The following is a 21,887-nucleotide window of genomic DNA, read 5'->3' on the forward strand; positions in this document are numbered from 1 at the left end:
TAATGTTCATGTGAAGTGAATGAATCTGAATACAGAATAAATAAACTGACACTATATTAAAGGCATCCCGGGGCTTTGCTCTGGGATGTATTAGATTAGAAATAGAAAAGGAGAGCACTTATGTATTATATCGGTATTGATCTTGGTACTTCCGCTGTAAAACTTCTTCTTATGGAAGAATCAGGAAAAATCTGTAACATCGTATCCAGAGAATATCCTTTATTCTTCCCACATCCGGGCTGGTCTGAGCAGAAACCGGAAGACTGGTTTGCGCAGAGTATGGAAGGTATGAAAGAGCTGACAAAGGATATCGACAGAGCGCAGGTAGCAGGAATTGGTTTTGGCGGCCAGATGCATGGTCTGGTAACACTTGACAAGGATGATAATGTGATCCGTCCTGCAATCCTCTGGAATGACGGACGTACAGGCGAAGAGACAGAATATCTGAATACAGTGATCGGAAAAGACAAACTTTCACAGTATACAGCAAATATTGCTTTCGCAGGCTTCACAGCACCGAAGATCCTCTGGATGCAGAAAAATGAGCCTGAGAACTTTAAGAAGGTAGTAAAGATTATGCTTCCTAAGGATTATCTGGCATATCGTCTGTCCGGTTCTTTTTGTACAGATGTTTCTGATGCTTCCGGTATGCTTCTTCTTGATGTGAAGAACCGCTGCTGGTCAAAAGAAATGCTGGAGATCTGTGGAATCACAGAAGAGCAGCTTCCGAAACTGTATGAGAGTTGGGAAGTAGTAGGAACTCTGAAACCTGAGATTGCGAAAGAACTTGGATTCAGTGAGAATGTAAAAGTTGTTGCAGGTGCAGGTGACAATGCGGCAGCTGCTGTAGGAACAGGTACAGTTGGTGACGGTCAGTGTAATATTTCTCTTGGAACATCCGGAACTGTGTTTATTTCCAGTAAAAACTTTGGTGTGGACGAAAATAACGCACTTCATTCTTTCTGTCATGCAGATGGAAGCTATCATCTGATGGGATGCATGCTCAGCGCAGCTTCCTGTAACAAATGGTGGGCAGAGGAGATTCTTCAGACAAAGGATTTCGCAGCAGAGCAGGCTCCAATTCAGAAGCTGGGAGAGAATCATGTATTCTTCCTTCCATATTTGATGGGAGAACGTTCACCTCATAATAATCCTGATGCAAGAGGTGTATTCTTCGGAATGTCCATGGACAGCACAAGAGCAGACATGACACAGGCTGTTCTGGAAGGTGTTGCCTTTGGTCTTCGTGATTCCCTGGAAGTTGCAAGAAACCTTGGAATCAAGATTGAGAGAACCAAGATCTGCGGTGGTGGAGCTAAGAGCCCACTGTGGAAGAAGATCATTGCAAACGTTATGAACCTGAAGGTTGATGTTCTGGAGAACGAAGAAGGACCGTCCATGGGTGGAGCTATGCTGGCAGCAGTAGGCTGTGGTGCTTACCCGGATGTAGAAACCATCGGTAAGAAATTTGCCAAAGTTGTTGATACGGTAGAACCGGATCCTGAACTGGTTGCAAAATATGAAGAGAGATATCAGAAGTTCAGAACTCTGTATCCGGCGATGAAGCCATTGTTCTAATCGAATATCTGCCTGACATACTGGGGTTGTTGTGCTTATTTAGCACAACAACCCCATTTTGACGTACATCTGATGATAACCAATCACCATAACCTATTTGATTATGACATATCAGGAAAAGGGCAGCTTCAGGAATTCTTCCATGGCTCTGCTGATATAGCGGCCTTTCTTCCAGTAAAAAAACACAGTGCGTTTACTGCTCTGACCGGGCAGCTTATAAAAAACAAGTTCTGAATTTGTTGGAACTCTGGAGAGCAGAAGATCCCCGATGAAAGTGATACCCATTCCCAAACATGCAATATTATAGGCAGTCATCTGCTGATCCAGGCGAAATACTACAGAAGGCGAAAAGTGATTTTCCTGACAAATGGTAAGTGCACGCTTACCGGTATCATTATCTGAACGAAGAATAATAAATGGTTCGTTCTCGAATTTGTTTAATGGAACAGAAGGAATATGAGAAGAACGGAACTGCCCGTTCCGGATTTCCTCAATAGGAATCTGATATTCCTGCAGTCTGGTATTTACTGAATAATTTTTGGGAACCGCTAGAAGAAGTTGTTCTTTCTGGTAGATATAATGTTCAAAAATCTGGTTATCCAGAATACAGTTATCAATCACCAGATCTAACTTTCCGGCCTGGAGAAACTGGGATAGCTTTGCTGTACTTTCTTCTACAAGAGAAATTTGAACATGGGGGAATTTTTGGGAAAAATCAGCAATAAGGGGAGGCAGAATCCACGAAGAAAAAAAGTTACTGCCACCTACATTAAGAGTTCCTGTTTTGAGATTTCCCAGATCCAGTAGGTAGTTTTCGAGATTATTTTCAATATCCATGACTTTTTCAATAGCCTGTATATAATGTTTTCCGACTTCAGTTAACTGTAAAGGTTTGGTACTTCGATCAAAAATAGGATAACCAATGCGGTTTTCCACACGTTTTACATTTGCACTTAAAGAAGGCTGCGAAATGAAAAGAGCAGCAGCAGCTTTGGAAAAGCTTTTTTCCTTGTATACCTCATAGATGTATTCCATTCCCTGAAACATATAAACTCCTCCGATATATAACTTAAACACTATATATTTTATAAAAATATATGTATTTGATTATATTATAGCAGAGATATATAATGAGGGCAAATACATGGGAGGGCGAATAACTATGAAAAAAACAGACTATCGTGTAGAAAGGGATTCTATTGGTGTAAAGGATATTCCGGAAGATGTATATTATGGAGTACAATCCTTACGTGCGGCTGAAAATTTCCACATTACGGGGCTGAATATGCATCCGGAAATTATTAACAGTCTTGCATACATAAAAAAAGCAGCAGCGATAACCAATTGTGAGGTGGGGCTTCTTGAGAAGAAAAAAGCACAGGCGATTGTCCAGGCATGTGATGAAATTGTTTCAGGAAAATTCCATAATGAATTTATTGTGGATCCTGTTCAGGGAGGAGCTGGCACATCTTTAAATATGAATGCCAATGAAGTAATTGCAAATCGCGCGATTGAGATACTGGGAGGAAAAAAGGGCGATTATACAATTATAAATCCTAACGATGATGTGAATTGTGGACAGTCTACCAATGACGTTATTCCTACTGCCGGTAAAATGACTTCTCTTCGTTTGTTGCAGAATCTGAAAAAACAGCTTCTTCGCCTCTATGATGCTCTTAATGAAAAAGCTACAGAGTTTGATCACATAATAAAAATGGGGCGTACACAGATGCAGGATGCAGTACCAATTCGTCTGGGACAGGAATTTAAGGCATATTCGGTAGCGATCATGCGTGATATCCACAGAATGGATAAAGCAATGGATGAAATGCGGACTCTTAATATGGGAGGTACTGCTATTGGAACAGGAATTAATGCAGATGAGGGCTATCTGAGAAGAATTGTTCCAAATCTCACTGAAATATCGGGAATGGACTTTATACAGGCTTTTGATCTGATTGATTCCACTCAGAATCTGGATCCATTTGTAGCTGTTTCCGGTGCTGTGAAAGCATGTGCGGTAACTCTTTCCAAAATGTCAAATGATCTCCGCCTTATGTCCTCTGGTCCTCGTACTGGATTTGGAGAAATCAATCTTCCGGCAAAACAGAATGGCTCTTCTATTATGCCGGGTAAAGTCAATCCGGTTATTCCTGAAGTAGTTAATCAGGTGGCTTTTAATATTATTGGTAATGATGTTACGATTACTATGGCTGCAGAGGCTGGTCAGCTGGAATTAAATGCCTTTGAGCCGATTATTTTCTATTGCATGTTCCAGTCTATCGATACTCTTGGCTATGCAGTCCAGACATTGGTGGATAATTGTATTGTAGGAATTACGGCAAATGAAGAAAGATGCCGTTATCTGGTAGAAAACAGTGTAGGTATTATCACTGCAATCAGCCCCCATCTTGGATATCAGAAGGCTGCGGATATTGCAAAAAAGGCAATTAAGACAGGCGAATCTGTAAGAAGTCTGATTCTGAAAGAAAAGCTTATGGACGAGGATGAACTTAATCGCATTCTGGATCCGATCCATATGACGGAACCTGGTATTTCCGGAAAAGATTATCTTATAAAAAAATAAAGAAAAAAACAGGCGGGAAAATCTTCCCGCCTGTAAAATCGTCTGGACACATATCATATATAAATATGATTTTTATATTTTTGAATTATTCGATTGATTTCAACCGGATTAGAACAGACCTGTGATCTTACCTGTCTCGTCTACGTCGATTCTCTCAGCAGCCGGAACTTTAGGAAGACCTGGCATTGTCATGATCTCGCCTGTAAGAGCTACGATGAATCCTGCACCAGCGGAAATCTTCAGGTTACGTACTGTAACTTCGAAGTCAGTAGGAGCACCCAGTTTGGTCTGGTCATCTGTTAAGCTGTACTGAGTCTTAGCTACACAGATCGGGCAGTTGCCGAATCCAAGAGCTTCTAACTGTTTCGCCTGTTTCTGAGCGTTAGCTGTCAGAACTACTTTCTTACCGCCATATACTTTCTGAACGATCTGGTTCAGTTTGTCTTCGATAGAACCTTCCAGTTCATATGCATAGGAGAAGTCGTTTGGTTCTTCAACAAGACGGATAACTTCTTCTGCAAGTTTGATTCCGCCTTCGCCGCCTTTTGCCCATACTTCAGAAAGAGCAACGTTAACGCCCAGTTCTTTACATTTAGCTTCTACAAAGTCAAGCTCTGCTTTTGTATCTGTAGGGAATGCGTTGATAGCAACAACACATGGAAGTTTGTATACGTTTTTGATGTTGGAAACGTGTTTTAACAGGTTCGGGATACCTTTTTCAAGAGCTTCCAGGTTTTCATTGTTAAGGTCAGCTTTAGCAACGCCGCCGTTGTATTTCAGGGCACGTACTGTAGCTACGATTACAACTGCGCTTGGTTTTAAACCAGCCATACGGCATTTGATATCAAGGAATTTCTCAGCACCAAGGTCAGCACCGAAACCAGCTTCTGTGATTGCATAATCAGCAAGCTTCATAGCCATCTTTGTAGCTGTTACAGAGTTACATCCATGAGCGATGTTTGCGAATGGTCCGCCATGTACGATTGCAGGAACGTGTTCCAGAGTCTGTACAAGGTTTGGTTTCAGAGCATCTTTTAACAGGGCTGTCATAGCGCCTTCTGCGTGAAGGTCACCTGCTGTTACAGGTTTCTGCTCGGAAACTTTTCCGTATGTATATCCGATGATGATCTTGGATAATCTTTCTTTCAGGTCTTTGATGTCGCTTGCAAGACAGAGAACTGCCATGATTTCAGATGCAACTGTGATGTCGTATCCGTCTTCACGAGGCATACCGTTTGTCTTTCCGCCAAGACCATCTACTACGTTACGAAGCTGACGGTCGTTCATATCTACACATCTTCTCCATGTGATCTTACGTGGGTCGATGTTTAATGCATTGCCCTGGAAGATATGGTTATCGATCATAGCTGCCAGTAAGTTGTTAGCTGCGCCAATGGCATGGAAGTCACCTGTGAAGTGAAGGTTAATATCTTCCATAGGAACAACCTGTGCATATCCGCCGCCTGCTGCACCACCTTTTACACCGAATACCGGTCCTAAGGATGGCTCACGAAGAGCTACCATAACACTCTTGCCAAGTCTCTGCATACCATCTGCAAGACCTACAGTAGTAGTAGTTTTACCTTCTCCTGCTGGAGTTGGGTTGATAGCTGTAACGAGGATTAATTTTCCATCCTTCTTATCACTTTCTTTCAGAAGATTGTAGTCGATTTTTGCTTTGTATTTTCCGTACTGCTCCAGATATTTGTCGTCAATACCTGCTTTCTCTGCGATCTGAGTAATTGGAAGCATCTCGCATTCCTGTGCAATTTCAATGTCTGATTTGAATCCCATAATTGTTTTTCTCCTTTCGTTTCCGCATAACATGAAAAACTTCTGTTGCTGTTCACTCCGCGATCAGCAACAATTATTAATTGAAAGAAGTATTGGCCGGTCTGCCTGGTATTCCTGATTTCTGCCCTGAAAGTTATAAAAAAAGGCCAGTATCTGAATATTTCAAATACTGCCCAGACGGTCGGCTCCCACAAACCTCCGACTCCACGTGGTTTGCACTCCACTCTTTCCGTCAGTACTCGAAGGTTCTTTCAATTGATGAATACAATATATCATTTTGAGAAAAAAATGTCAAGAAAATTTTGTTGAAACGTCAAAAAATGTGAGTAAACTGGATAAAAGTTGTGCAAATTGATAAGAGAAGAGAATCGTAATCCCTGGTCATGAAAGAAAATACGTTTTCTCAAGGAAAGAAATTGTTAAAAAATAAACACAGTTTTCCCTGATAAATGAAGAAAATATAAAAAGCGGGTAAAGCTAGAGCGTGTCTGAAAAATCATTCCCGCAATCTGTACGCCCCCACTTTGCGGGATATTTCACCCGAATTCAGTTGCCGTAGCCCGCTACGGCGCCCTCATCCGGGCAAAATATCCCACAAATTGTGACGCACATCTTGCAGAAAGCCTTTTTCAGACACGCTCTAGTGCAAAATATGGAAAATGGAATTGACAACAGTTCAGAAGATATGTTATTCTCATCTTTAGTATGAAAAGACACTATCGTTTTCATGCAAATATTTGCTCACATTCAGAGACAGTTTCTGAATGTTAAGCCATACGGACAGGCGGGGCAGTTGCCGGGTGGGAGACACCACATTATTGATTGAGTTAGAAGCTCAAATTTTATAAGTTGATTACTTTATAATAATCAGTGCGTAAGCACACATCATCTTGTGAAACGGTCAATAAGAGCATAGCATATATTTGCCAGCGATTGAAGACGACAGCAGTCATGAATATTTCAGAATACGGGAACAGGCACAGGATACAGACGGATTTATACGGGAAATCCGGTCAGTATATAAAGAGACAGAGCCTGAGAAATTCTATAGATCATGAGAGAAGCAGATGGTGAATGAACTTATCTGCTTCTTTTTTGTGCAGATATAGCAAATATAAAGGATATGGTTGGAGATAAACGCTTTGCGAGGATGTGTCTCACATGCGTTCGACTTGAATATATAGAGAAATAATTGAATCATTGTGCCGGTTTGAGGCAGTATACAATTGCTGAATGATAGAACTGTATTTGCCGGTACATGACGACAGGAAAAGAGGAACATGTCAAATGGATTATGAAAGACAACAGCATGCGCCCATATATGAAGCACTGGAACGTTTCCGAAAGAAGAGAGTCGTTCCCTTTGATGTGCCGGGACATAAAAGAGGAAGAGGAAATCCGGAGCTTGCACAGTTGCTGGGAGAGAAATGTGTGGGGCTGGATGTTAATTCTATGAAGCCGCTGGACAATCTCTGCCACCCGGTTTCGGTGATCAGAGAAGCGGAGGAGCTTGCAGCAGATGCTTTTGGCGCAGCGCATGCATTCCTTATGGTAGGAGGAACCACATCTGCAGTGCAGAGCATGATCCTGTCTGTCTGCAAGGCAGGGGATAAGATCATTCTGCCGCGAAATGTACATAAAAGTGCCATCAATGCCCTGGTACTGTGCGGTGCAATTCCGGTTTATGTAAACCCGGAGGTGAATGCGCAGCTGGGCATTTCCCTTGGCATGGAAGTCAGTCAGGTGGAGAAGGCTATGGATGAGAATCCGGATGCGGTGGCAGTTCTTGTAAATAACCCTACCTATTATGGAATCTGTTCGGATCTGCGGACTATCGTAAAGAAGGCTCATGCAAGAGGAATGAAGGTGCTGGCAGATGAGGCTCATGGAACCCATCTTTATTTCGGCAGAAACCTTCCTGTATCCGGAATGGCGGCAGGTGCTGACATGGCGGCAGTTTCCATGCACAAATCCGGCGGAAGTCTGACACAGAGTTCGCTGCTGCTTTTGAATAAGAGTATGAATGCAGAGAAAGTGCGCCAGATCATCAATCTGACTCAGACCACAAGCGCTTCTTATCTTCTGTTGTCCAGTCTGGATATCTCCAGAAGAAATCTGGCACTCAGGGGAGAGGAAGCCTTTGAAAAGGTTGCAGGGATGGCGCAGTATGCCAGAGAGGAGATCAATGAGATCGGCGGTTATTATGCATATGGTATGGATCTGATCAATGGAACCAGTGTTTTTGATTTTGATGTTACAAAACTCTCCATTTATACACTGGGAAATGGGCTGGCAGGTATTGAAGTTTATGATCTTCTCAGAGATGAATATGATATTCAGATTGAGTTTGGAGATATCTGTAATATTCTGGCTTACATTTCCATCGGAGACAGGCTTCAGGATATTGAGAGACTGGTAGGGGCACTGGCTGATATTGAACGTCTGTATAAGAAGGACAGCACAGGTATGCTTTCCGGGGAATATATCGCACCTGCAGTGGTGGCGTCTCCACAGCAGGCATTTTATGCGGAGAAAGAATCTCTGCCCATGGAACAGGCGGCAGGCAGGATCAGCGGTGAATTTGTTATGTGTTATCCTCCGGGAATCCCGATTCTTGCTCCTGGAGAAATGGTGACACAGGAAATTGTAGAATACATTCTTTATGCAAGAGACAAAGGCTGTTCCATGCAGGGAATGGAGGATCCGAAGGTAGAAAATCTTCAGGTCCTGAAAGGGGGTATCTGATCATGGAATTATGGTATTCCGAGTTCCATACAGGAAATGTAAAGCTTTCTGTCCGGATTAACCGACAGTTATTTTCAGGGGAAAGTGAATTTCAGAGAATCGATGTGTTTGAGTCTGAAGAATTTGGAAGATTTGTGGCTCTGGACGGTGAGATCGTATTTTCTGACAAGGATGAATTTATTTATGATGAAATGGTCACGCATGTGCCAATGACAGTACATCCCAATGTAAAAAATGTTCTGATCATCGGCGGCGGTGACGGTGGAGTTGCCAGAGAACTGATCCATTATCCACAGATTGAGAGCATTGATGTGGTGGAATCCGATAAAATGTTTGTGGATGTATGTGCGGAGATGTTTCCGGATATTGCCCAGGGACTGAAGGATGAGAGAGTCAACATTTATTATGAAGACGGCCTTCGGTTCCTGCGGAATAAAAAGGCCAGATATGACCTGATCATCAATGATTCCACAGATCCGCTGGGACATACAGAGGGACTTTTTACAAAGGAATTCTACGGAAGCTGTTATAAGGCTCTCAGAGATGACGGAATCATGGTTTATCAGCATGGAAGTCCTTTTTATGATGAGGATGAGGTGGAATGCAGAAAGATGCACAGAAAGGTTTTCCGGTCATTTCCGGTGAGCAGGGTTTATCAGGCACATATCCCTACCTGTCCCTCGGGATACTGGCTTTTTGGATTTGCATCAAAGAAATATCATCCACTGGAAGATTTCAGGCCGGAGAGGTTTGATAATCTTAATATAGAAACATGGTATTATACAACAAACCTTCACAGAGGAGCATTTATGCTTCCAAAATATGTAGAAGATTTACTGGAAGAGGAGGAAAACAGTTTATGAGCAGATTATTGGTAATCGGATGTGGTGGGGTAGCTTCAGTGGCAATTCGCAAATGCTGTCAGAACAGCGATGTTTTTACAGAGATTATGATCGCAAGCAGGACAAAGGAAAAATGCGATGCACTCAAAGAGAAGATTGAAAGTACAACGAAGACAAAAATTGAGACAGCAAAGGTAGATGCGGATAATGCAGCAGAGGTCGCAGAATTGATCAGAGCCTATAAGCCGGATGCTGTCCTGAATGTGGCACTTCCATATCAGGATCTTACCATCATGGATGCATGTCTGGAAGCCGGTGCGGATTATATTGATACTGCCAATTATGAAGCAGAGGATACAGAAGATCCCACATGGCGTGCAATCTATGAAAAGAGATGTAAAGAAAAAGGCTTTACTGCATATTTCGATTATTCCTGGCAGTGGGCTTATGATGAGAAATTTAAGGAAGCAGGACTGACTGCTCTTCTGGGAACCGGTTTTGATCCGGGTGTTACCAGTGTATTCAGTGCTTATGCCCTGAAGCATTATTTTGATGAAATCCATACCATTGATATTCTGGACTGTAACGGCGGTGATCATGGATATCCTTTTGCCACAAACTTTAACCCGGAGATCAATCTTCGAGAGGTTTCCGCAAATGGTTCCTACTGGGAAGACGGACATTGGGTAGAAACAGAGCCTATGGAATTTAAATCTGTCTACGATTTCCCTGAGGTAGGAAAGAAGGATATGTATCTTCTTCATCATGAAGAGATTGAATCACTGGCAAAAAATATTCCGGGAGTACAGAGGATCCGTTTCTTTATGACATTCGGACAGAGCTATCTGACACATATGAAATGTCTGGAAAATGTAGGAATGCTTTCCACCGCACCTGTGGAATTTAATGGACAGGAGATCGTGCCGATCCAGTTTTTGAAAGCTCTTCTGCCGGATCCTGCATCTCTGGGTCCGAGAACAGTGGGTAAAACAAATATCGGCTGTATTTTCACAGGTGTTAAGGACGGAAAAGAGAAAAGTATTTATATTTATAATGTATGTGATCATCAGGAATGCTATAAAGAGGTGGAATCCCAGGCAATCTCCTATACAACAGGTGTTCCGGCTATGATCGGTTCCATGATGGTAGTGACCGGACAGTGGAAGAAGCCGGGTGTATTTAATGTGGAAGAATTTGATCCGGATCCATATATGGAAGCACTGAACAAATGGGGACTTCCATGGAAAGTCTGCGAAGATCCTGAACTGGTAAAGGTCTGGAAAGCCAATGAAGATTGATCAACTGCAAACTCCCTGCTATGTGATCGATGAGAAGAAGATGCGGGAGAATCTGGAGATTTTGAAAAAAGTCCAGGAGGATACCGGGTGTAAGATCCTTCTGGCGCAGAAAGCGTTTTCCGGCTTTGCTCTGTATCCCATGATCGGAAAATATCTGGCAGGTACCACTGCCAGCGGTCTGTTTGAGGCAAGGCTTGGATATGAAGAGATGGGGAAAGAGAATCATGTTTTTTCCCCTGCTTACCGTACAGAAGATATAGAGGAACTGGATCGTATCTGTGACCATATTATCTTTAATTCCACAGCACAGCTGAAGAAATTTAAAGAAGTGTGTACCAGAGCCAGTCTGGGACTCCGTATTAATCCGGAATGCTCCACTCAGGGGGATCATGCGATCTATGATCCCTGTGCGCCGGGTTCAAGGCTGGGGGTTACCAGAGAGAACTTTGACGGGGAATGTCTGAAATGGATCGACGGACTGCATTTTCATACGCTCTGCGAACAGAATGCGGATGACCTGGAGAAAACATTGCAGGCGGTAGAGGAGAAGTTTGGAGAATTTCTGTCTGAGGTTTCCTGGCTGAATATGGGCGGCGGACATCATATTACCAGAGAGGATTATGATGTAAAGCTCCTGGAAAAATGTATTCAGCATATGAAGGAAACCTATGATCTGGATATTTATCTGGAGCCCGGGGAGGCTGTTGCCCTGAATGCCGGATATCTGGTGACAGAGGTTATGGACATTGTGGAAAATGAGATCAGAACGCTGATTTTGGATGCTTCTGCAGCCTGCCATATGCCGGATGTGCTGGAGATGCCCTATCGTCCGCCTCTTAAGGACAGCGGGGAAGCAGGGGAGAAGGCATATACCTACCGCTTATCTTCCTGCACCTGCCTGGCAGGAGATGTAATCGGAGATTATTCCTTTGACAGAGAGATCCGGATCGGGGACAAGCTGTATTTTATGGATATGGCGATTTATTCTATGGTGAAGAATAATACATTTAACGGTATGCCGCTGCCGGATATTGCGGTTATGCATGAGGACGGAGAGTGTGAGGTTATCAGACATTTCGGATACGAAGACTTTAAGAGCCGGCTTTCCTGATATCTGCCGGGCTATCAAAGAAAAGGAGACAGACATGGAAGTTACAGAGAAGAACAGAACAAAATATCGTATGCCCGGAGAATTTGAGCCTCATGAGGGATGTGTGATGATCTGGCCGGAACGTCCCGGTTCCTGGAATTATGGGGCAAGGGAAGCACAGAAAGCATTTGTGAAAGTTGCAGAGGCTATTGGAGAGAGCGAAAAGGTGTATATGCTGGTTTCCAAAGCTCAGATGGAGAATGCAAAGAATCAGCTTGGGAATGTTTCCGGTGTGACTTTGCTGGAATGCGAGACAGATGACGCCTGGGCCAGAGATGTGGGAGCAACCATGGTTCTGGATGAGAAAGGGGCGGTCTGTGGAGTTGACTGGCAGTTTAATGCCTGGGGAGGAGACTTTGATGGACTTTACCGGAACTGGGAGAAGGACGACAGGGTGGCTGCCTTTATCTGCAGGACTCTTGGTTGTCCATGTCTGGATGCCAGACCTTTTGTGCTTGAGGGCGGTTCCATCCATTCTGACGGAGAGGGGACTCTGATCGTTACAGAGGCCTGTCTTCTGAGTCAGGGACGCAATCCTCAGATGAGCAGGGAACAGATAGAGGAACAGTTGAAGTACTGGCTCGGTGTCCACAAGATTATCTGGCTTCCATGTGGAATCTATCAGGATGAAACCAATGAGCATGTGGATAACGTGTGCGCTTTTGTAAGGCCCGGAGAGGTTGTGCTTGCATGGACAGAGGATGAGACAGATCCGCAGTATGCCATGTCGCTGGCTGATCTGAAGGTGCTGGAACAGGAAACAGATGCAAAAGGCAGAAAATTTAAGATTCATAAGCTTCCGATTCCTCAGAAACCGGTCTGCCTTACCCAGGAAGATGTGGATGGCTTTGTGTTTGAAGAGGGAGAAGACGAACGGGAAGCAGGAGAACGGATGGCTGCCAGTTACGTGAATTTCTATATTTCCAATGGAGGGATCATCCTTCCACAATTTGGGGATGAAAATGACAAAAGGGCAGTGGAGATTCTGCAGAAGTGTTTTCCTGAAAGAAGGATTTATCCCATTGATGCCAGAGCCATCATTGTCGGCGGTGGAAATATTCACTGTATTACCCAGCAGATTCCCGGAAAAAATATCTGACCTTGATGCAGAAAACTTTGAGAGTCATGTGTTTGAGGGTTATACCTGAAAGTTATGAAAAAACTTACTTATGTAAACAGGAGCAGGAGGAACAGACAGGATGAGAAATGTAACAGTGGCAGCAGTTCAGATGAAATGCAGTAAAAGTGTGGAGAAAAATATTGCCCATGCAGAGGAACTGGTGCGTCAGGCAGCAGCAAAGGGAGCTGAGATTGTTCTTCTTCCGGAGCTTTTTGAACGGCCCTATTTCTGCCAGGAGCGCAGATATGAGTATTATGAATATGCGCAGACTGCAGAGGAAAACCCTGCAGTGCGTCATTTCAGCAGGGTAGCGGCAGAGCTGGGGATTGTGATCCCGGTCAGTTTTTATGAAAAAGAGGTCAATAATACCTATAACAGCGTTGCGGTTCTGGATGCAGATGGGAAGAATCTCGGCGTTTACCGGAAAACACATATTCCGGATGACCATTATTATCAGGAAAAATTCTATTTCACACCGGGAGATACCGGCTTTAAGGTTTTTGATACCAGATTTGGAACCATTGGAGTTGGAATCTGCTGGGATCAGTGGTTCCCGGAAACGGCAAGATGTATGGCACTGCAGGGAGCAGAGCTTCTCTTTTATCCCACTGCCATCGGCAGTGAACCCATCCTGGAATGTGACAGCATGGAACACTGGAGAAGATGTATGCAGGGACACGCTGCCTCCAACCTGATCCCTGTGATCGCTGCCAACAGAATCGGTGAGGAAACAGTGGAGCCATGTCCGGAAAACGGAATGCAGAAATCTGCTCTTAATTTTTACGGCTCTTCTTTTATCACAGACAACACAGGTGCTCTCTGTGCAGAACTGCCCGGAGGGGAAGAGGGGGTGCTTGTAAGCACTTTTGACCTGGATGCATTAAAGGCAGACAGACTGAACTGGGGACTTTTCAGAGACCGCAGACCGGAGATGTATGCAAAAATTGTCGGGAAATGACATACAAGCCAAACTTCCATTGCCGCAGGCAATCTGGAATGAATTTTGGCTCAGTTACTGAGAACGGAGTGAACAGTAACTGAGTTTATAAGAATTTCATAAAAAGTTTATGATTATATTAGTTGCTACCTGCGGTATATATGGTAAAATAAGAGTACGAACGTTACTGATAACGGAGAGAGCAGTAGAGTTTTGATATGTATTTCTGGCAAAATGGAGTGTAGAAGATGAACAGAAAAGAATTTTTGGAAATCCTGAGAAGCCAGCTTGCCGGGCAGATGCAGGAAGGCAAAGCAGCGGCACATATCAGGTATTATGAAGATTATATACAGTCTCAGGTACGTGGCGGACGTTCAGAGCAGGAGGTACTGCAGGAACTGGGAGATCCACATCTGATAGCAAAAACTCTGATCGATACAGATGATGGAAGTACACAGGAAGATTACGGAGAGTATTCTTCTTACGGAAGCAGTTATGGCAATGAGACAGAGCTTCCTCATCAGCAGGAGAAAAGATGGAAAAAAGTAATCGATCTTTCTACCTGGCATGGCAGGGCTGTTGTTATTGCAGCAGCGGCTGTTATAATTGTTTTACTGATACTGATAATCGGAGTTGCGATTCCGTTTTTTATAATTCTTGCAATTATTCTTTATTTTCTTTCATGGCTGAAGAAAAGAAATGATCAATGAAAATCTATGCAGGGTTTCAGAAAAGAAACCCTGCGCAGAATCTTAAAATCTTAAGTGTAAACGTTCTTGTTTCACGATATTAATTCCCCTTGAATATTTATAATCATACATTTCAACTTATTTCTATTCTTTAATCCTGCCTGGTGCAGGGAAAAATCCCACATTTATTTTTATATTTTTTGTTCGGAAAGGAGACGGAAAATGAAACACAATTTCAAACTGAAAGAACGCCTTGGAGCTTTGCTGCTTGCAATACTTTTTATTCTGCAGGCAATTCTGGGGCTTGTGCCTGTCTGCGTAACTCAGGCGGCACCGTTAACTGTAGAAACATGGGACAGTGACAAGGTGGTAGATTATGGTTATCGCTTTAACATGAAGTTTCAGCCCGGAATTACCACATATGAATCTTTTGGGTGTGATAATCTGGACAGGGAAGCTTTTTCAGACAATGGAAAAAGCGAACGTGACACAGAGTGCGTTCGTGTAGGAGCGGACTATAAAGCCGGAAGCGCAGGGATGCGTTATAACAATGTAGGAAAAGATGGAAATGGAAATATTGTTGATGTCAGACTCATTCTTGTGGGAGTAGAGAATGCAGAACCCCGTTATGATCTGCGCACTGCAGAATCGATTGTTCAGAATAAAGGCGGAGCTACGTTTGCATGGAAAGATAATGAAGCTTATCCAATGGTTGGCTTTTCCAAAAACAGTATCGGTGTATTTATTTATTCTGTAGGATACGCAAAGGTTAAGTTTCAGTTTCTGAAGCATGGAACAGAAGAAACACTGCCGATCAGTGGCCATGGAACCATACGTGATATTGATGCGGGACAGGGAGTCCGTATTCCGTCAGACAGCAGTCTGGATAATGCATATGTTCTGAAAAACAATGATTATCTGACGGTAGATGGAAATTCTGTAAGCTCACCCCTTGGTTCCGTTGAGCCGGATGATCCGAGAGGATGGCTGAATCTTTTTTATAATACAGATAATTTTACGGTAGAATTCTGTCATCAGTTCAGACTGGATAAATGGGATAAAAGTCGTGAAGATGCCATTGCAAAAGCCGGTTCTCAGGAAAGATGGGCAGAGATTACAAGAAATAAATATCTGGATCCATCAGGCAACAGTTATTGTCCGAACTTTAAAGGACAGAAATACTGTAAAGCATATGCATATTTTGATTTTACATCCTATTGTTTCGGCGATGTTGAGATGAAAAAAGCACCTGAAAAACGTGTGGGAGAGGCAAACTGTACATGGGAACAGGCAGCTGCCGCATCAAAAGAAAAACCTTTTGGCATTCGTCAGGGACAGGAATTTCAGTATATGATCCGGGCAGAGGTGACACCCAATAGACTGAAATCCTTTGTAGTGCAGGATATACTTGAGGATTGTCTTACTATAGAGGATGCATCAAAAGTCAGTATTGTGAATGATACAGGGCAGACAGTGACAGACTGGTTTGATGTTGCTGTTGAAGGACAGAAAGTGACCTGCAGGGCCAAAGCAGAGAGCCTTCAGGATGAAGCATTTACAGATAATCAGACTTACACATTTACTTTAAAAGTACGCCAGAGACCGGAATCAGAAATTAACATTTCAAAATACCTTGCAGAGGATGGATACAGTATTCTTGTATCAAACCATGCATCCATGAGTTATGAACGTACAAACGGAAGCGGAGATACAATGGATACGGAAACAGTGTGGGTAAAGGGTGTGATTCCACCGGAACTGGAAGTAAAGAAAAATACTTCTCAGTATGAATGGAAAACGGGAGATATCATAGATTATGAGATTCTGGTTTCTCAGACAAAACAGGATGTAAAAGCAGTAAATGTTGTTATTACAGACGAGCTTCCATCATGTCTGCAGCTTCTGGAAGGGCAGTATGCTGTAGAGACAAGTCAGGGAGGTGAGAACTGTACGCTTACCGGACAGGGAGAAAATGGATGGAAAGCAGAGTGTCCGTCCCTGAAGTATGGGGAGACGATCACAATCCGTTTTAAATGTCAGGCATCTGCGGATTCCAATGGACAGGAATGGGAAAATATTGTGACTGCAACAGCGGATAATCTGATCAATCCTGAGACAGGAGAACAGGAATCCAGAAAGGATATGGCAGAAGTATGGCCGAACAGTCCACAGCTTGAAATTGATAAAACAGCAGACAAATATGAATGGCAGGCAGGAGAGCAGGTAGCTTACCGGATCGTGGTGAATAATGTAACGGCAGGAACAATTGCAAAAGATGTAACTATTACTGATATTGGTCTGCCGCAGGGACTGGTTCTGGCAGGTGGTACACAGAGCATGGAAGTACTGGGAGTTCAGCAACAGGTAAACTATCCCGTACCGGATAAGAAAACAGGACAGGCATATGAAGCGAGACCTGTGGATTCTCAGTTGAATGCAGATGAGAACGGATTTTCCTTTTATTGTTCTTATGTGCCATACAGTCAGCCTGTAACGATTATTTTCCATTGTATCGCACAGGAAGAGGCAAATGGACACGAAAGCGTAAATGCAGCAACTGTAAAAGCTGCTAATACAGATGAGAGATCTGATGATGCAGAAGTATATGTAAATTCAGGAGAATTCTGGATTGAGAAATCTGCAGATCATTATGAATGGCAGGTCGGAGAACAGGTACAGTACAATGTGGTGGTGGAGAATAAAAAAGCAGGTACAGTGGCCCGGAACGTAACTGTCTGGGATACCGGTATGCCGGCAGGACTTGCGCTTTCATCGGCAGAGGATGTATCGGTAAGCGGAATCCCGCAGAATATTACGCAGCTGACAGCAGGGACCAAAGATGTTTTGAACCAGCTCAATCCGGAATTTTATAATGAGACATCAGAGAAACCGGTGAATTATGAATTTCTTCAGGAGGGAAGCGGATGGAGACTGAACATTTCAGATCTTCCGGCAAATACTCCGGTTATGATTTCTTTCCTTTGCACAGTTACGGAAGCGGCAAATGGAATGGAAAGCATTAATGTTGCCAATGTGCAGGCGCAGAATGCCCCTGTTTCACAGGATGACGCAGAAGTGTATGTAAATACAGCAGTTCTTTCTATTGAGAAAAGTTTTCAGAATCCATATCTGGCAGCCGGGGACGGACGTGCGGAAAATGAATTTCGGGTAGGAGAACAGGTGAATTATCAGGTTACGGTTAATAATCTTCAGAAGGGATCTATCGCAAGAAATCTTGTGATCAGTGATCTTTCCCTTCCTGAAGGGCTGGCTCTGGACGGAGCTGAAGATGCTGTTACTGTAAGCGGTGTTCCGGCTGTTATTCAGAATCCGGTGGCAGGAACTGATGATGCAGGAAATCAGCTGAATCCGGAAAATTATAAAGAAACAGTGGAAAAACCGGTCAGCTGTCAGGTTACACGTCAGGGAACCGGATGGATCGTGACGATTTCAGATCTTCCGTATCAGACACCTGTGACTGTTAATTTCCGCTGTACTGCGCAGGAAAGCGTAAATGGGATGGAGATTGTAAATACAGCACAGGCGTATGCAGATAATGCACAGAAAGTAAAGGACTCCTCAAAAATCTGGGTGAACTCGCCTGTTCTTAAAGTAGAGAAGACGACGGACAAACCATTTTACAAATATGGTGATATTATTACATATCGCATTGTCCTGACACAGGAGCAGACCGGATGTGTGGCGCGTAATGTTACTTTGCAGGATGTGATCGATACTCAGGGAGTACGTCTTCTGAAGGATTCGGTGATTCTGATGGATGAGAAAGGAAATGTGGCAGATGCTGATGTACAGATCAATGATGATAATACTTTCCTGATGTCAACAGGCAGGACACTGGTCAGGGATAGTAGATATAGTATCTGCGATAATGATAAAGGCGGTCTTTTTGAGCAGGTAATGTATAATCCTCTGGACTGTCAGGAACAGAAAAGTATGATCGTGGAATATCAGGCAGCAGTGATTGATGCAGCCCTGGCAGGACAGAAAGTGCACAATACTGCAGTTGCAGACAGCAGTGAAAAGATACCTGCAACCGGGGAAGCAGAGACAGAGGTACACAGTCCGATTCTGGAAATTGTGAAGGAATCAGATAAGAAAGAGTATGCGTCCGGTGAAAAAGGATATTATAAACTGACAGTAAGACAACTGCGTGAGGATGTCACAGATCAGAATATTGTTATCGAAGATAAACTGGAAACCCAAGGGGCTTCCATTGTAAAAGACAGCATTTTTGTGAAGAAAAACGGTATAGAACTGAAAGATGCCAAAATAGAGGCAGATGATACAGGATTTGTAATTCAGACAGGAGCATCGTTGTCAGATATGGATAAAATTGAAGTCTGCTATGAAATGGTATTTAAAACAGAAAGCACAGAGCCTGAAAAAATTGTAAACACAGCGAAAGCAAGAGGTGATATTTCACCGGAAATTACTGCACAGCAGGAGGCATATGTGAAAGCAAAAGCAGAACCGACTGCCACACCAACACCGTCTGTAACACCGAAACCAACAGAAACACCAAAGCCGACAGAGACACCAAAACCTACAGAAGTACCGAAACCGACAGAGCAGCCAAAAGCCACACCAACACCATCTGTACCGGGAACCTGCCCGAAAATGACTCCTGTACCGACGAAAGCACCGTTGGCATCTTACAATGGTGGAAATAATGGAGGAACGACTTCCGGAAGCGGAGGCAGCAGTTACGCAAATTCGGGTGGATATTCCGGTGGATACGGAAGCTATCAGGGTGGTTCCATGGCAGGAAGTTCTAAAACAGGAGATGTCAGACCGTTTAAAATGATGGCTGTTCTTGGACTTATCGGAATGGGACTGCTGACAGGAGGTGTGGTGATCTACAGAAGAACTGTTTCCGGGAAAAGAAATATAAAGGGTATGCCGCGGAAATGAAAAAACTCAGAACATTTGCAGTAAGTATGATCATAGCAGCAATCGGGCTTCTTATATATTGTGCCGGCTTCTATATAAAAAGTTATGAACAGAATCTTGCAGCAAGGCAGGAATATGCAGAGCTTTCCCAAATGGCAGGGGTGAAGAACAGAGAAGGTGCCGGATTATTGGCAGATGGCAAAAAAACTGATGAAGACAGCAGTACAAAAAACAGTGAAAAAAAACGCAGGAAAAAACAGAGAAGATCTTCTGAATCAAAAAACAAAAACTGTACAGATGAAATCAGGGAATCCTTCGGGATTTCCTGGGAAAATTTAAGAAAGATCAACTCTCAGACAGTTGCTTGGATTACTGTCCCGGGAGCCGATATTTCTTATCCTGTAGTTCAGGCGGCAGATGATGAATATTACCTGAAACATAATTTCAGAGGAGAGGAAGATCTGTTTGGATGTATTTTTCTGGAACATGACATAAAAAAGAATTTTACAGATTCCCACAGTATTCTTTACGGGCATAATATAGAAGGTAATATGATGTTTGCAAATCTGAACCGTTATGAACAGCCTGAATTTCTGAAAAAATGTCCTGAAATTGAGATCACAACACCAAAAAGAAAGTTTCTGTACAAAATTTTTTCTGTGGAACAGGCATCTTCCAAAAGCCCGGCATTTGAATATGGATACAAGTTATCCAGTCCTGCATACAGGAGACAATTATCTATATTGAAAAATAATTCCATGTATGACACAGGAGTAGAGCCTGATGAAAGGGAGAGAATGGTGACTCTGATCACCTGTAATTCACGTCTGGATAAAGAAATACGTATGGCGGTACATGGGATTTGCCATGAATGTTATGGTATAGAAAAAGCTGAGCCGAAGTGATGTTGAAATCAATCGGATATTGGTAACTTTCGTAAAGGATGAACTGTTACTGTTCACATATCACTATCCCTCGAGGTGTTTTGGAAAAAACTAATGAAAAATCTCTCGATATTTTGTATAATTTATGCATAAAAAACAACTTGTTCGTACGTGCGTACAAGTTGTATCCTAAATACAGGAGGGAAGAAGACATGACAGATAATGGAAAGCCGAAATATTTCTCACTGATGGAACAGCTCAGAAGTGATATTATGTCAGGAGCTATCCGGCCGGGAGAGAAGCTTCCTTCAGAAAATGAGCTTTCACAGAAATATTCCCTGAGCAGACATACGGTTCGTAAGGCACTGGGAATCCTGGAGCAGGACGGATATGTGGAGGCATTTCACGGGAGAGGTACTTATTGCTCTGAGAATGTGCGCCATATAAAGAATTCAAAGAATATTGCGGTAGTGACCACATATATTTCTGATTATATTTTTCCGAGACTGATACAGGGAATGGATAATGTCCTTTCAGAAAGCGGTTACAGTATTATCCTGAAAAACACAGCAAACAGCAGACAGAAAGAGGCCAGATGTCTGGAGGAACTTCTGAAGAAAGATATTGATGGACTGATCATTGAACCAAGCAAAAGTGAGATGATCTGTAAACACAGAAATCTTTATCAGAATCTGGATAAATTTGAAATTCCGTATGTGTTTATTCAGGGAATCTATTCAGAAATGAGGGATAAACCTCATATTCTTATGGATGATGCACAGGGAGGCTATCTTGTAACAAAATATCTGCTGGAACTGGGACATAAAAAGATCAAGGGTTTCTTTAAGGCAGACGATATGCAGGGACTGGAGCGCCACAAGGGATATGTGAAGGCCTTACAGGAGTCAGGGATTGCCTATGATCCTGATGATGTTGTCTGGTTTCATACAGAGGACAGGAAAGTAAAACCTGCACTGATGGCAAAAGAAATGGTACAGAGCGGACAGCTTCCGGATGGAATCGTCTGTTACAATGATCAGATTGCTGTTCAGGTTATGGAAGAACTGGAGAAAATGGGAGTCAGGATACCGGATGATATTTCCATTACCGGTTATGACAATTCACTGTATGCTCAGCGAGGAAGCGGAATCACAACGATAGCTCATCCGCAGGAAAAGCTGGGAGAAATGGCAGCAGAGCTTATACTTGAGAAGATCAACGGAGTTCCTGAAGAAGAAAGTAAGGTTGAAAGACTGATTTATCCGGAACTGATCATACGGGGATCATGCAGAAAAATATTGTAAACAAATGAAATAAATAAAAAATAAAAATAAATCCAGGAGGAATTTTAT

Annotated in this window: 17 protein-coding genes and 1 riboswitch; of the genes, 13 read left to right on the forward strand and 4 right to left on the reverse strand. The window is 43.1% G+C overall.

All coding sequences use genetic code 11. The features are described 5' to 3' along the window. Nucleotides 1–120: 120 nt before the first annotated feature. Nucleotides 121–1,578, forward strand: a complete 1,458-nt coding sequence (xylB, locus tag ACESZG_RS05990; RefSeq protein ID WP_025578933.1) for a xylulokinase — start codon at nucleotides 121–123, stop codon at nucleotides 1,576–1,578. A 111-nt stretch (nucleotides 1,579–1,689) separates the two neighbouring features. Here the strand turns inward: xylB and ACESZG_RS05995 are convergent, their stop codons facing one another. After that, nucleotides 1,690–2,625, reverse strand: coding sequence for a LysR family transcriptional regulator (locus ACESZG_RS05995; RefSeq protein ID WP_022380824.1), 936 nt, complete (start codon nucleotides 2,623–2,625; stop codon nucleotides 1,690–1,692). Between the two features lie 97 nt (nucleotides 2,626–2,722). Here ACESZG_RS05995 and ACESZG_RS06000 point away from each other — a divergent pair, with 97 nt between their 5' ends. Further along, on the forward strand, nucleotides 2,723–4,165 hold the full coding sequence (locus tag ACESZG_RS06000) for an aspartate ammonia-lyase (protein WP_008708134.1): 1,443 nt from the start codon (nucleotides 2,723–2,725) through the stop codon (nucleotides 4,163–4,165). A 108-nt stretch (nucleotides 4,166–4,273) separates the two neighbouring features. Here ACESZG_RS06000 and ACESZG_RS06005 read toward each other — a convergent pair whose 3' ends face one another. The 3 genes from ACESZG_RS06005 to ACESZG_RS06015 form a co-directional block, all read right to left on the reverse strand. Further along, nucleotides 4,274–5,959: a formate--tetrahydrofolate ligase gene (locus ACESZG_RS06005; RefSeq protein WP_008708136.1), complete on the reverse strand. Its 1,686-nt coding sequence runs from the start codon at nucleotides 5,957–5,959 to the stop codon at nucleotides 4,274–4,276. Nucleotides 5,960–6,123: 164 nt separating this feature from the next. Beyond that, a riboswitch (ZMP/ZTP riboswitch) is annotated at nucleotides 6,124–6,209 on the reverse strand. A gap of 169 nt (nucleotides 6,210–6,378) precedes the next feature. Further along, nucleotides 6,379–6,459, reverse strand: coding sequence for a hypothetical protein (locus ACESZG_RS06010; protein WP_306505412.1), 81 nt, complete (start codon nucleotides 6,457–6,459; stop codon nucleotides 6,379–6,381). A gap of 46 nt (nucleotides 6,460–6,505) precedes the next feature. After that, nucleotides 6,506–6,559 (reverse strand): DUF6783 domain-containing protein, encoded by a 54-nt coding sequence (locus ACESZG_RS06015; protein WP_319792444.1) that lies wholly within the window; start codon nucleotides 6,557–6,559, stop codon nucleotides 6,506–6,508. Between ACESZG_RS06015 and ACESZG_RS06020 the strand changes: the two genes are divergently transcribed. The 11 genes from ACESZG_RS06020 to ACESZG_RS06070 all read left to right on the forward strand — a co-directional run bounded on the left by ACESZG_RS06020 (nucleotide 6,536) and on the right by ACESZG_RS06070 (nucleotide 21,839). Further along, nucleotides 6,536–6,628 (forward strand): DUF6783 domain-containing protein, encoded by a 93-nt coding sequence (locus ACESZG_RS06020; protein ID WP_319792445.1) that lies wholly within the window; start codon nucleotides 6,536–6,538, stop codon nucleotides 6,626–6,628. The genes ACESZG_RS06015 and ACESZG_RS06020 overlap by 24 nt on opposite strands. 618 nt (nucleotides 6,629–7,246) lie before the next feature. Further along, nucleotides 7,247–8,704, forward strand: a complete 1,458-nt coding sequence (locus ACESZG_RS06025) for an aminotransferase class I/II-fold pyridoxal phosphate-dependent enzyme (protein ID WP_118592794.1) — start codon at nucleotides 7,247–7,249, stop codon at nucleotides 8,702–8,704. A gap of 2 nt (nucleotides 8,705–8,706) precedes the next feature. Further along, entirely contained in the window at nucleotides 8,707–9,567 is an 861-nt protein-coding gene (speE, locus tag ACESZG_RS06030) for a polyamine aminopropyltransferase (protein WP_008708139.1), read from the forward strand. Beyond that, nucleotides 9,564–10,844 carry a saccharopine dehydrogenase family protein gene (locus ACESZG_RS06035; RefSeq protein WP_020435602.1) on the forward strand — a complete coding sequence of 427 codons (1,281 nt, stop codon included), beginning with the start codon at nucleotides 9,564–9,566 and terminating at the stop codon, nucleotides 10,842–10,844. Before speE ends, ACESZG_RS06035 begins: the two co-directional genes overlap by 4 nt. Beyond that, a complete protein-coding gene (nspC, locus tag ACESZG_RS06040) occupies nucleotides 10,834–11,955 on the forward strand; it encodes a carboxynorspermidine decarboxylase (protein ID WP_118592795.1) in 1,122 nt (373 codons plus the stop codon). The genes ACESZG_RS06035 and nspC overlap by 11 nt, the downstream gene beginning before the upstream one ends. Before the next feature lie 34 nt (nucleotides 11,956–11,989). After that, the gene (aguA, locus tag ACESZG_RS06045) at nucleotides 11,990–13,093 is read left to right on the forward strand and encodes an agmatine deiminase (RefSeq protein ID WP_020435604.1); all 1,104 of its coding nucleotides are present in this window, start codon (nucleotides 11,990–11,992) and stop codon (nucleotides 13,091–13,093) included. Between the two features lie 100 nt (nucleotides 13,094–13,193). Continuing rightward, nucleotides 13,194–14,072 carry an N-carbamoylputrescine amidase gene (gene aguB / locus ACESZG_RS06050; protein ID WP_055059926.1) on the forward strand — a complete coding sequence of 293 codons (879 nt, stop codon included), beginning with the start codon at nucleotides 13,194–13,196 and terminating at the stop codon, nucleotides 14,070–14,072. Nucleotides 14,073–14,299: 227 nt separating this feature from the next. After that, a complete protein-coding gene (locus ACESZG_RS06055; protein WP_020437299.1) occupies nucleotides 14,300–14,761 on the forward strand; it encodes a DUF1700 domain-containing protein in 462 nt (153 codons plus the stop codon). A gap of 201 nt (nucleotides 14,762–14,962) precedes the next feature. After that, complete coding sequence (locus ACESZG_RS06060) at nucleotides 14,963–19,672, forward strand: isopeptide-forming domain-containing fimbrial protein (RefSeq protein WP_373217747.1); 4,710 nt, start codon at nucleotides 14,963–14,965, stop codon at nucleotides 19,670–19,672. Then, nucleotides 19,669–20,556 carry a class B sortase gene (srtB, locus tag ACESZG_RS06065; protein WP_055059928.1) on the forward strand — a complete coding sequence of 296 codons (888 nt, stop codon included), beginning with the start codon at nucleotides 19,669–19,671 and terminating at the stop codon, nucleotides 20,554–20,556. The genes ACESZG_RS06060 and srtB overlap by 4 nt, the downstream gene beginning before the upstream one ends. Nucleotides 20,557–20,747: 191 nt before the next feature. Continuing rightward, nucleotides 20,748–21,839, forward strand: coding sequence for a GntR family transcriptional regulator (locus ACESZG_RS06070; protein WP_373217750.1), 1,092 nt, complete (start codon nucleotides 20,748–20,750; stop codon nucleotides 21,837–21,839). Nucleotides 21,840–21,887: the final 48 nt, after the last annotated feature.

It is taken from the genome of Blautia sp. Marseille-P2398, from assembly GCF_964240315.1.
Classification (GTDB): Bacteria; Bacillota; Clostridia; order Lachnospirales; family Lachnospiraceae; genus Blautia_A; species Blautia_A wexlerae.